Here is an 11,589-nt window from a genome sequence, read left to right as displayed (position 1 = left end):
ATGGGCACCACCGGCGGACCTACCATCCTTGGTTTCGACGTACTCACGGTCGCGACGATCCTGTCGGGCATTGCCGCGTTCGCGGTGATGGTCGCGATCTACGCCGCGACCACGGTGAGCGATCCGATGACCAAGCGCGTCAAGGCGCTGAACGATCGCCGCGAACAGTTGAAGGCAGGTATCACGGCCTCGACCAAGCGGCGCGCCAAACTGGTCCAGCGCAACGACACCGCGGACAAGATGCGCGGCATGCTGTCGTCGATGAAGATGCTGCAGGACAGCCAGGTGAAGGCGGTCCAGTTGAAGCTAATGCAGGCCGGCATCCGATCGAAGGAATGGGCGCCGGCGGTCATTTTCGGGCGTCTCGTGCTGCCGATCGTGCTGGGCGGCGCGATGCTGTACTGGGTCTATGGCACCGATGGCTTTGCGACCTGGGGCCCGTTGAAGAAATACGGGCTCGTCGCGATGACTTTCATCCTGAGCTACAAGGCGCCTGACCTGTATCTCGACAACAAGATCAAGAAGCGCTCGGATGCTATCCGCAAGGGATTGCCCGATGCGCTGGATCTGCTGGTGATCTGCGCCGAGGCCGGGCTGACCGTCGATGCCGCGTTCCACCGCGTCGCGCGGGAATTGGGGCGGGCATATCCGGAGCTCGGCGAGGAGTTCACGCTGACCGCGATCGAACTGGGGTTCCTGACGGATCGGCGGATGGCGTTCGAGAATCTCGCGATGCGGGTGAAGCTGGATGCGGTGAAGGGGGTCGTCACGACGATGATCCAGACCGAGAAATACGGCACGCCGCTGGCGTCGGCGCTGCGCGTGCTGTCGGGCGAGTTCCGTAACGAGCGGATGATGCGCGCGGAGGAGAAGGCGGCGCGGTTGCCGGCGATCATGACCATCCCTTTGATCCTGTTCATCCTTCCCGTGCTGTTCGTCGTGATTCTCGGGCCGGCGGCGTGTTCGATCTCCGATGCGCTCATGAAGACCTGAAGCAACCGCTGGCGCGGCGGATCGTTGGGCTCCCGTAACAGGAGGGTTTTACGATGCCGTTGTTTTCCACACCTACGCAGTTCGCGGCGCTTGCGCTGGTTTTCGTTGCCGGCTGGCTGTTCGGATTGGCGAGCCATCCGGGGGGTAAGAAGTGGAAGGCGCGCTATCTGGCGGAGCGGGACGCGCATGCTTCTGTGAAGAAGGATGGCGATGTTCGGGCGGCTGCGGCTGAGAAGCGGGCGGTCGAGGCCGAGCGGGAGAATGCCCGGTTGGTGAAGGAGGTCGAGGCGGCACGGGTTGCGGCTCCGGTTGTGGAGCGGGCGCCGGTTGTCGGGCGTGATGCGGTTGTCGATACGTCGCGGTCCGGGGCGCTGTCTTCAGCGCGGCCGGCTTATGCTCGGCCGGCGTATAATGCCGATGGGACCAAGCGTGGTTGGTTCGATTTCGAGCCGCGTCGGTGAGGTTTAGGGGGTAGGTTAGCCCTACCCCTTGTTCTCCCGCGAAGGCGGGAGCCCAGTCTGGGTCCCCGCCTTCGCGGGAGAACATTCTTTTCTTCTTCCGCCCCGGCGGAGGCCGGGGCCCAACTGGGAGCGTTTAGTAACTAGGGGTAGTGCTCCGTTACTCTGGACGTTCCAATTGGGCCCGGCCTTCGCCGGGGTGGTGCTATGCTCCAGGGTAGCGGTTACTTCTTCGACAGCGCAGCCTGCGCCGCCGCCAAGCGAGCGATCGGGACGCGGTAGGGGCTGGCGGAGACGTAATCTAGGCCGACCTTCTCGCAGAACGCGATGCTCGCGGGGTCGCCGCCGTGTTCGCCGCAGATGCCGAGCTTGATGCCCTCGCGGGTTTTCCGGCCACGTTCCGCGGCGATCTCGATCAGTTCGCCGACGCCCTCGACGTCGATGCTGACGAACGGGTCCTTGGCGTAGATGCCCTGCTCGACATACGCGCCGAGGAAGCGCGAGGCGTCGTCGCGGCTGACGCCGAGCGTGGTCTGCGTCAGGTCGTTGGTACCGAACGAGAAGAACTCGCCGACTTCCGCGATTTCGCCGGCGCGGAGGGCTGCACGGGGAGTTCGATCATCGTGCCGACGAGATACTCGATCGTCCGGCCCTTTTCGGCGAACACGGCCTGGGCAGCCTTGTCGACGACCGCCTTCATCAATTCCAGCTCGCGGCGGGTGGCGACGAGCGGGATCATGACCTCGGGGATCGGGGCCGCGCCGGACTTCTCCGCGACGTCTACCGCCGCCTCGAAAATCGCCCTAGCCTGCATCTCGTAGATTTCTGGATAGGTCACGCCGAGACGGCAGCCGCGGTGGCCGAGCATCGGGTTGAACTCGTGCAGTTCCGCCGCACGGCGCTTGAGCGTGTCGACGTCAACGCCGGCCGCGGTCGCGACTTCGGCGAATTCGGATTCCTCGTGGGGAGGAATTCATGGAGCGGCGGATCGAGCAGGCGGATCGTTACCGGGAGCCCGGCCATGACCTCGAGGATTTCCGTGAAATCCTTGCGCTGTTCGGGGAGCAGCTTTTCGAGGGCGGCGCGACGCCCTTCTCGTCCGAAGCCAGGATCATCTGGCGGACGTTGGTGATGCGGCTGCTCTCGAAGAACATGTGCTCGGTGCGGCAGAGGCCGACACCCTCGGCGCCGAACTCGCGCGCGACGCGGCAATCCTCGGGGGTCTCGGCGTTGGCGCGGACCTTCAGGCGGCGGACCTCGTCGGCCCAGACCATCAGCGTCGCGAAATCGCCGGACAGTTCGGGCTGAACCGTGGCGACCGCGCCGATCATCACTTCGCCGGTGGTGCCGTCGATGGTGAGCAGATCGCCCTCCTTCACCTCGCGGCCGCCGCAGCGCATGATCTTCGCCTTCGCGTCGATGGAGAGCGTGCCGGCGCCGGAAACGCAGGGGCGCCCCATGCCGCGTGCGACCACGGCGGCGTGGCTCGTCATCCCGCCGCGTGCGGTGAGGATGCCCTTGGCCGCATGCATGCCGTGAATGTCGTCTGGCGACGTCTCGGTGCGGACGAGGATCACGGCGACGCCGTCGGCGGCCTTCTTCTCGGCGGCATCGGCGTCGAACACGACCGCGCCGGAGGCTGCACCCGGCGAGGCGGGGAGGCCCTTGGTCAGGACGTCGCGGTGCGCTTTCGGATCGAGCGTCGGGTGGAGCAGCTGGTCGAGTGCCATCGGCTCGACGCGCAGGATCGCTTCCTCGCGCGTGATCAGGCCTTCGTTGGCCATGTCGACGGCGATCTTGAGCGCGGCTTTGGCGGTGCGCTTGCCGGCGCGGGTCTGGAGCATCCAAAGCTTGGTCTTCTCGACCGTGAACTCGATGTCCTGCATGTCGCGGTAGTGGTTTTCGAGCGTGTCGAACACGTCGGCGAGTTGGGTGTAGACCTCGGGCATCGCCTCTTCCATCGAGGCGGGCTTGGCGCCGGCGTCTTCGCGCGCGGTCTTGGTCAGATACTGCGGGGTGCGGATGCCGGCGACGACGTCCTCGCCCTGCGCATTGATCAGGAATTCGCCGTAATAGGCGCGGTCGCCCTTCGACGGGTCGCGCGTGAACGCGACGCCGGTCGCCGAGGTGTCGCCCATGTTGCCGAACACCATCGCCTGGATGTTGACCGCGGTGCCCCAGCCGCCGGGGATGTCGTTGAGGCGGCGATAGACTTTCGCCCGCTCGGACTGCCACGAGCCGAACACCGCGCCGACTGCGCCCCAGAGCTGGTCGTGGACGTCCTGCGGGAAGGGCTTGCCCCAGAGCTTCTCGACGAGGCCCTTATATTCGGCGACGAGTTTCCGGAGATCGTCGGCGGAGAGTTCGGTGTCGAGCGTGAAGCCCTGGTCTTCCTTGGCGACCTCCAGCGCTTCCTCGAACGCGCCGTGATCGAGTTCGAGGACGACGTCGGCGTACATCTGTATGAAACGGCGATAGCTGTCCCACGCGAACCGCGCGTCCTCGGACTTGGCGGCGAGGCCTTCGACGGTCTGGTCGTTGAGGCCGAGATTGAGGACGGTGTCCATCATCCCCGGCATCGAGGCGCGGGCGCCGGAGCGGACCGAGACGAGCAGCGGGTCGGCGGGGTCGCCGAACTTCTTGCCGGTGACGCCCTCGATGTGGGCGAGGCCGGTGGCGACCTCGTCGCGCAGGCTCTGCGGGAACTGGCCGCCCTCGTCGTAATAGACCGCGCAGAAGTCGGTCGAGATCGTGAAGCCCGGCGGGACCGGGAGGCCGATCGACGCCATCTCGGCGAGGTTGGCGCCCTTGCCGCCCAGCAGGTTCTTGTCGCCCTTGCCGCCATCCGAAACACCGCCGCCGAAGCGATACACATATTGGGTCATGGTCGGTCCTCTAAGTGCTTGTTTTGCGCGGGGATCAGGAAAGAAGGTTAGGCCGGGTTAGGCCAAGACACATCAGCCCTCGATCCGAGAAAAGTCTGCCACATTGTGCACTGCGGCGCGAACTCGCTCAAGTAGCGCGAGACGGGCGGAGCGCTTGGCGGGATCGGCGTCGTTGACGATAACGCTATCAAAAAACGCGTCGATCGGCGCACGCAGCGAGGCGAGCGCGGCCATCGCGCCGGCGAAGTCCTCACGCGCGATCGCGGCGGTGGCGCGGGGTTCGGCGGAGTCGAGCGCGGTGTGGAGCGCACTCTCTGCCGGTTCGGGCGTGTAGGACAGCGAAACCTGCTCCCTCTCCCCTCCGGGGAGAGGGTTGGGGTGAGGGGCAGTTCCGGGCGCTGTACTGCTTGGCGGCCCCTCACCCCTACCCTCTCCCCGGAGGAGAGGGAGCAGAAGAGGCTTCCTTCTTCAGGATATTGGCGGCGCGCTTGTAGCCGGCGAGCAGGTTCGCGCCGTCCTCGGTGGTCACGAACGCCTGGAGCGCGTGGACGCGCGCAAGCAGGCGGACGAGATCGTCCTCGCCACCAAGCGCGAATACTGCGTCGATGAGGTCGTGACGGACGCCGGCTTCGCGTTGCTGGACTTTTAGGCGGTCGGCGAAGAAGTCGAGCAGATCAATGGCGGCAGCTTTTGCCCGAATCGTAAAGATTGCCGCGTCGGCGTTAGCTTGCTTGGTTGCCGCTTCAATCAATGGATCAAAACCTGCCGCCAACCAAGGCTCGATTTAAGTCGAGCCAATTCATCGATAGTCGGTAGGATCCGCTCGATTGGGCTTATTTGCTTGCCAAAAGTCACATTCGATGCGGCAAAAAACGTAGCAAGTAAAAGCGGAACACGTAAATCGTTGACCAGTATCGTGCGCACAATACCCAACGCGGCACGTCTCAACGCAAAGGGATCGCGCGACCCGCTCGGCGGCATTTCTTCCACAAAATCCAGCGATCGTATCCAGCTTGTCGGCCAAGCTTACCGCGACCGTTACCGGGTCGGTGGGGACGTCGTCGCCTTGGCCGACCGGCTTGTAGTGGTCGCGGATGGCGGTGGCGACGGACGGGTGCTCGCCCTGCGCGGCGGCGTAGTAGCCGCCCATCAGGCCTTGTAGCTCGGGGAACTCGCCTACCATGCCGGTGACGAGGTCTGCTTTTGCGAGGCGGGCTGCGCGGTCTGCTAGGGCGGCCAACTGCTCCCTCTCCCCTTCGGGGAGAGGGTTGGGGTGAGGGGCTGTTCCGGGCGTGACGCTGCTTGGCAGCCCCTCACCCCGGCCCTCTCCCCAGAGGGAGAGGGAGCAGAAGTTACTATGCCCTCTTCTACCAGCCACCGCGCGCAGCTCGCGACGCGGTCGACCTTGTCGGCTACGGTGCCGAGTTTTTCGTGGAAGACGATCTTCGACAGCTTCTCGGCCTGCTCTTCGAGCGGGACGTTGAGGTCGGTGTCGTAGAAGAACTTCGCGTCCGACAAGCGGGCGGCGAGGACTTTCCGATTGCCCTCGACGATGCTCGCACCGCCGTCTTTCGCGTCGATGTTAGCGGTACAGACGAACGCGTTGGCGAGCTTTCCGTTGGCGCCGCGGCAGACGAAATATTTCTGGTTTACGCGGGCCGTGAGCTGGATCACCTCGGGCGGGACGTCGAGAAACGCGGGGTCGAACTGGCCGAGCAAGGGAATCGGCCATTCCGTCAGACCGGCATTCTCCGCCACGAGCCCCTCGTCCTCGATCAGTTCGAGCCCGGCCTGCATCGCGGCTTCGCGGGCGTGGTCGCGGATCAGCGTGGCGCGTTCGTCGTGGTCGACGATGACGTGGCAGGCGCGCAGTTTCTCGACATAGTCGTGCGCGCCGCCGATCGTGATCTGGTACGGGTGGTGGAAGCGGTGGCCGAGCGTGGCGGCGCCGCTGGCGATCCCGGCGATCTCGAACGGCACGATCTCTTCGCCGAGCAGCGCGACGATGCCTTGCAGCGGGCGGACCCAGCGGAGCGATTCGGTGCTGGCGGAGGCGTCGCCCCAGCGCATCGACTTCGGCCACGGGAACGCGCGGACGATCGCGGGGATCGCCTCGGCGAGCACGGCGGCGGTGGCGCGGCCGGGCTTTCGGTGACCGCGAACAGCGTGCCGTTGCGGTCGACGAGTTGTTCGCGGGTCAGGCCGGTCTTGCGGAGGAAGCCTTCGAGCGCTTGCGGTGGCGCGGAGGTCTTGGGGCCCTTTACTTCCTCGGAGACGGCGGCGGTCTCGAGCGGCAGGTCGCGCGCGATCAGCGTCAGGCGACGCGGGGTTGCGTAGGTGACGATGGCGCTGGTGGCGATGCCGGCCTTGGCGAGCTCGGCGGTGAACAGCCTGGCGAGGTCTTCACGCGCCTTGGACTGCATCCGGGCGGGAATTTCTTCGGAGCGGAGTTCTAGGAGGAAGTCGGTCATTTGGGTTCGCACGCGAAGAAGAAGGAGTTGGGTTCACGCGGAGACGCGGAGACGCGGAGCAGAAGGGGAGAAGAAAGGTTTGGGGCGCTGCGCGCGACTGTTCGACGCCGTAGGCGTCTCACGTCACCAGGCTGGATGCTGGGAGCAAGAATGCGGAAACGCGACACGTCGCCTACCTTCTGCTCCGCGTCTCCGCGTCTCCGCGTGAACACACCTTCTACCGAGCGCATCACGCCGCCCATCCGTGCTTGTCCATCCAGGCGGCGCAGGCGCCCTTCGCGAGGTCTCGGACGCGGCCCATATAGGCTTGGCGTTCGGCTACGGAGATTACGCCGCGCGCTTGCAACAGGTTGAAGATGTGGCTGGCTTTGATCGCCTGTTCATAGGCCGGGATCGGGAGCTTGGCGGCCAGCGAGTTCTCGCATTCGGCTACGTGCTTGCGGAACTGGTCGAAGAGCGAGTCCGTGTCGGCGATCTCGAAGTTCCACTTGGACATCTCCTGCTCGTTCTCCAGGAACACGTCGCCATAGGTCACGCCGGCGTCGTTGAACGCGAGGTCGTAGACCGAGTCCTTGTCCTGGATATACATCGCGAGGCGCTCCAGCCCGTAGGTGAGTTCGCCGGCGACGGGCTTCATGTCGAAGCCGCCCATCTGCTGGAAATAGGTGAACTGCGTCACCTCCATGCCGTCGCACCAGACCTCCCAGCCGAGACCCCAGGCGCCGAGCGTCGGGCTTTCCCAGTCGTCCTCGACGAAGCGGATGTCATGCTTCAGCATGTCGATGCCGATCGCGGCGAGGCTGCCGAGGTAGAGTTCCTGGAGATTGGCGGGGCTCGGTTTCAGGATGACCTGATACTGGTAGTAATGCTGGAGCCGGTTGGGGTTCTCGCCGTAGCGGCCGTCGGTCGGGCGGCGGCAGGGCTGGACGAACGCGGCGTTCCACGGTTTCGGCCCGAGCGCGCGGAGCGTCGTGGCGGTGTGGAAGGTGCCGGCGCCCATTTCCATGTCGTAGGGCTGCAGGATCAGACACCCGTGCTCGCTCCAGTAATCGTGGAGCGTGAGGATCATGCGCTGGAAGCTGAGAGGCTTTTTCACGGGCTGGGTCACGGGCTGGGTCACGCGCGGGCTTTGGCGGATGGGGGTGCGGGAGGCAAGTGGTGCGTTGCGGTCTGCGCTCCTACATGGGGGCGAACTCACGGTAAGGATGCCCTCCCCTTGAAGCTGTTCTCGAAGATCGCCTCGTTCCGATCCGCCTTGTCCGCGCTGGCGATGGCGTTCGCTTTGCCCGCCTGTGCGCAGGTTGCGCCGAAGCCCGTGCAGACCGCTAACGATGCCGATCCGGCGTTGTGGGTGGTGAAGGACAAGGACACGACGATCTACCTGTTCGGGACGATCCATGTGTTGAAGCCGGGCATGACGTGGTTCGACGAGGCGGTGAAGACCGCATTCGATCGCTCGCAACAGGTGGTGCTGGAGCTGGTGATGCCGGATCCGGCGAAGATGCAGTCGCTGGTGATGGCGACGGGCGTGTCGAAGGACGGGCCGACGCTGACCGAGCAGCTGCCGGCGGACAAGCGGGCGGCGTATGCGAAGGCGGTGACCGATCTCGGGCTGCCGGCGAATGCGTTCGACCGGTTCAAGCCGTGGCTGGCGGCGACGAACCTGTCGATCGCGCCTTTGTCGAAGCTTGGCTATGATTCGGCGAACGGGCCGGAGCAGGTGATTACGGCGGCAGCGAAGGCTGCGGGGAAGCCGGTGATCGGGCTTGAGACGGCGGAGCAGCAGCTGGGGTATTTCGGGGGACTGTCGCAGACCGCGCAAATGCAGTTTCTCGGCAGCACGATCGACGAGTTGCCAAAGCTGGAGACGACGATGGCGACGATGGTCGACGAGTGGGCGAAGGGCGATCCCGAGGCTTTGGCGCGCGAGATGAACGATAGTTTGAAGGACTCGCCCGAGGTGGCGAAGGTGTTGCTGGTGGATCGCAATGCGCGCTGGGCGGAGTGGGTCGCGAACCGGATGAAGTCGCCGGGGACTGTGTTCGTGGCGGTTGGGGCTGGGCATTTGGCGGGTAAGGACAGCGTTCAGGCGCAACTGGCGAAGCTTGGGGTGAAGGCCGAGCGGGTGAAGTATTGAGTCGCGCAGTCCCTCTCCTCTCGGGGAGAGGGAGGGAGGAGCCCTTGCGACGGAAGGGTGAGGGGAAGTTGGGATAGATGCCCCGAGCCTCACTCCCCTCACCCTCCCACACGCAAGCGCGTGCGGGCCCCTCCTCTCCCCGGAGGGGCGAGGGTTCAGGTTTAGTTGATTAAATCTCCCACTTCCGCTATGCGCCCGCGCTTCCGGTCCATGGTCATCCCTGGAGGCGTGGGCGGGAAGGACAACAAACGAGTTTCGGAGAATATCGATGAGCGACCAGTTGACGCTCGCAGCCGAGACGCGTGACCGGGTTGGCAAGGGAGCCTCCCGGGCGCTGCGTCGTGATGGCCGCGTGCCTGCCGTGATCTACGGCCTGAACAAGGAACCCACCTCGGTTCACCTCGAGGAAAAGGCGCTGATGAAGGCGCTGATGACCGGCCACTTCATGAATTCGGTCGTGATGGTCAACGGCGTGCGCACGCTGCCGAAGGACGTCTCGTTCCACCCGGTCACCGACCGCCCGATCCATGTCGACTTCCTGCGCATCGGCGCGCACTCGACCGTGACGGTCGCGGTTCCTGTCGTGTTTACCGACGAGGACGACGCGCCGGGCATCAAGAAGGGCAAGGGTGTTCTGAACATCACGCGCCACGAGGTCGAGCTGGTCGTCGACGCTTCGGACATCCCGAGCGAGATCACGATTTCGCTCGCCGGTCTGGAGATCGGTGATTCGATCCACATCAGCGACGTGAAGCTGCCCAAGGGTGCTGTGCCCGCGATCGACGACCGCGACTTCGCGATCGCCACGATCGTGCCGCCGACCGTGCCGACCGTCGAGGACGAGATCCTCGAGGCCGAAGTCGCCGAAGCACAGGCTGCCGAAGCTGCTGCCGAGGAAGAGACCCCGGTCGAGCCGAACGACGACGACAACCACGACGACAAGATCACGCCGCAGAAGAAGGACTGATCTTCTTCATCTTCGGATGATCTCGCGGGCGGGAAAGCTAGGGCTTTCCCGCCCGTTTCGTTTTATGGGGCTTCCCCTGCCCTCTTGTTCCCTCGCGAACGCGGGGGCCAGGATCGAGCAGCGCCATCGCCCGTTACCCTGGGCTCCTGCGTTCGCAGGAGAACAAGGTTAAGTGGCCGGCGCGGTCTTTTGGAGAATCATACGTGCAGATCTGGGCGGGACTCGGCAATCCGGGGGCGCAATATGCGATGCACCGGCACAATGTCGGGTTCATGGTCGCCGACGCGATCGCCGAGGTGCACGGCTTCGGCGCGGTGAAGAAACAGTTCCAGGGCTGGACGCAGGAGGGGCGGATCGGTTCGACCAGGATCCTGCTGCTGAAACCCGCGACCTTCATGAACGAGAGCGGCCGCGCGATCGGCGAGGCGCTGCGCTTCTACAAGCTCGGCGTCGAGGCGCTGACGGTGTTCCACGACGAGCTCGATATCGCGCCGTTCCGCGTGAAGGTGAAGACCGGCGGCGGGACCGCGGGGCATAATGGCTTGCGCTCGACCGACCAGCATCTTGGGCCGGAGTTTCGCCGCGTGCGGCTGGGGATCGGGCATCCGGGGCACAAGGATCGCGTGACCGGCTATGTGCTCGGCAATTATGCGAAGGCCGAGATCGAGCCGTTGTCCGACATGCTCGGCGCGGTCGCGGCGGAGGCCAAGTGGCTGGCGGAGGGCGACGACGTCCGCTTCATGAACGATGTCGCGTTGAGGATGCAGGACCAATGACCACCCGCTCGCTGTTTGCCACGCGCTTCTATGAGGCCGATCTCGGCGACGATGATCTGGTCGAGGAACTGGAGGACGCCGCGCTCGAACTGGCGAAGGCCGATCGCGCGGGGGTCGCCTGGTCGAAGGCGCATGGGTATCGCGGGTACACGTCGTATGCGTCGCTGAACGACCTGCCGTTGCGCGATCCGCGGTTCGGGGATCTGGTGCGGTTGTTGAACAAGCATGTTGCGGTTTTTGCGAAGGATTGCGCGTTCGATCTGGGTGGGCGGAAGTTGAAGCTCGACAGCTTCTGGGTGAACGTCCTGAAGCCGGGCGGCGCGCATTCTGGGCATATCCATCCGCATAGTGTCGTCTCGGGGACGATGTACGTGACGATTCCGGAGGGGGCCGGGGCGCTGAAGCTGGAGGATCCGCGGTTGCCGATGATGATGGCGGCGCCGACGCGGCTGGAGGATGCGGCGGAGGATTTGCGGACGTTTGTTTACGCCGAGCCTAAGCCGGGGAGTGTGTTTTTGTGGGAGAGCTGGTTGCGGCATGAGGTCGTGCCGAATGCTGCCAAGGGTGAGCGGATTAGTATTAGTTTTAATTATCGGTGGTGATTGGGGGCGCGGTTGGCCCCGAAGTAGGACCCCACCCCGGCGCAGGCCGGGGCCCAGTTGGGAAACGTTGCTAACGAAGGACTGCCCTTCATCACACTGGCCTTCCCAACTGGGCCCGGCCTTCGCCGGGGTGGTGGTATATGAAGGGTTTTGCGCATTTTCTTGCTCCCTCCCCTTTAGGGGAGGGTTGGGGTGGGGCTTGGCCGCGGATGGTAGCGCTTGATGCACTGCCCCACCCCGACCCTCCCCTGAAGGGGAGGGAGTTTGGGGCGGCACTTGGTTAGCACCGCCCCCTGCCCG

Annotated in this window: 7 protein-coding genes and 3 pseudogenes; 6 read left to right on the top strand and 4 right to left on the bottom strand. The window is 64.9% G+C overall.

The annotated features are described in order from the left end of the window. Nucleotides 1–993 carry a type II secretion system F family protein gene (locus AC0IX7_RS18990; RefSeq protein ID WP_471813399.1) on the top strand — a complete coding sequence of 331 codons (993 nt, stop codon included), beginning with the start codon at nucleotides 1–3 and terminating at the stop codon, nucleotides 991–993. A gap of 53 nt (nucleotides 994–1,046) precedes the next feature. Next, nucleotides 1,047–1,454, top strand: a complete 408-nt coding sequence (locus AC0IX7_RS18985; protein ID WP_471813397.1) for a hypothetical protein — start codon at nucleotides 1,047–1,049, stop codon at nucleotides 1,452–1,454. A gap of 221 nt (nucleotides 1,455–1,675) precedes the next feature. Here the strand turns inward: AC0IX7_RS18985 and ppdK are convergent. From ppdK to AC0IX7_RS18965, 4 genes and pseudogenes are all read right to left on the bottom strand, one after another. Next, nucleotides 1,676–4,336: pseudogene (gene ppdK / locus AC0IX7_RS18980) on the bottom strand (pyruvate, phosphate dikinase). A 72-nt stretch (nucleotides 4,337–4,408) separates the two neighbouring features. Continuing rightward, nucleotides 4,409–5,564 (bottom strand): annotated as a pseudogene (locus AC0IX7_RS18975) (glycine--tRNA ligase subunit beta); the annotation flags it as partial. Beyond that, nucleotides 5,564–6,759: pseudogene (glyS, locus tag AC0IX7_RS18970) on the bottom strand (glycine--tRNA ligase subunit beta). The pseudogenes glyS and AC0IX7_RS18975, both read right to left, overlap by 1 nt. A gap of 277 nt (nucleotides 6,760–7,036) precedes the next feature. Further along, nucleotides 7,037–7,876: a glycine--tRNA ligase subunit alpha gene (locus AC0IX7_RS18965; RefSeq protein WP_093398883.1), complete on the bottom strand. Its 840-nt coding sequence runs from the start codon at nucleotides 7,874–7,876 to the stop codon at nucleotides 7,037–7,039. Nucleotides 7,877–8,077: 201 nt separating this feature from the next. Between AC0IX7_RS18965 and AC0IX7_RS18960 the strand changes: the two genes are divergently transcribed. The 4 genes from AC0IX7_RS18960 to AC0IX7_RS18945 all read left to right on the top strand — a co-directional run bounded on the left by AC0IX7_RS18960 (nucleotide 8,078) and on the right by AC0IX7_RS18945 (nucleotide 11,289). Further along, the gene (locus AC0IX7_RS18960) at nucleotides 8,078–8,944 is read left to right on the top strand and encodes a TraB/GumN family protein (RefSeq protein ID WP_471813956.1); all 867 of its coding nucleotides are present in this window, start codon (nucleotides 8,078–8,080) and stop codon (nucleotides 8,942–8,944) included. 268 nt (nucleotides 8,945–9,212) lie between these two features. Then, the gene (locus AC0IX7_RS18955; protein WP_471813395.1) at nucleotides 9,213–9,911 is read left to right on the top strand and encodes a 50S ribosomal protein L25/general stress protein Ctc; all 699 of its coding nucleotides are present in this window, start codon (nucleotides 9,213–9,215) and stop codon (nucleotides 9,909–9,911) included. Between the two features lie 203 nt (nucleotides 9,912–10,114). Next, complete coding sequence (pth, locus tag AC0IX7_RS18950) at nucleotides 10,115–10,687, top strand: aminoacyl-tRNA hydrolase (RefSeq protein ID WP_471813394.1); 573 nt, start codon at nucleotides 10,115–10,117, stop codon at nucleotides 10,685–10,687. After that, nucleotides 10,684–11,289, top strand: a complete 606-nt coding sequence (locus AC0IX7_RS18945; RefSeq protein WP_471813392.1) for a TIGR02466 family protein — start codon at nucleotides 10,684–10,686, stop codon at nucleotides 11,287–11,289. Before pth ends, AC0IX7_RS18945 begins: the two co-directional genes overlap by 4 nt. Nucleotides 11,290–11,589 lie beyond the last annotated feature (300 nt).

The sequence above is a fragment of the Sphingomonas sp. AC411 genome (assembly GCF_979253035.1).
Note: the sequence above shows the minus strand (reverse complement) of the source record. Positions and strands in the feature narration are given on the sequence as shown.

Coding starts and splice junctions, on each gene's coding strand:
- AC0IX7_RS18985 (WP_471813397.1), top strand. CDS start 1,047: ATGCCGTTGTTTTCCACACCTACGCAGTTCGCGGCGCTTGCGCTGGTT.
- AC0IX7_RS18945 (WP_471813392.1), top strand. CDS start 10,684: ATGACCACCCGCTCGCTGTTTGCCACGCGCTTCTATGAGGCCGATCTC.
- AC0IX7_RS18960 (WP_471813956.1), top strand. CDS start 8,078: ATGGCGTTCGCTTTGCCCGCCTGTGCGCAGGTTGCGCCGAAGCCCGTG.
- AC0IX7_RS18965 (WP_093398883.1), bottom strand. CDS start 7,876: ATGATCCTCACGCTCCACGATTACTGGAGCGAGCACGGGTGTCTGATC.
- AC0IX7_RS18955 (WP_471813395.1), top strand. CDS start 9,213: ATGAGCGACCAGTTGACGCTCGCAGCCGAGACGCGTGACCGGGTTGGC.
- AC0IX7_RS18990 (WP_471813399.1), top strand. CDS start 1: ATGGGCACCACCGGCGGACCTACCATCCTTGGTTTCGACGTACTCACG.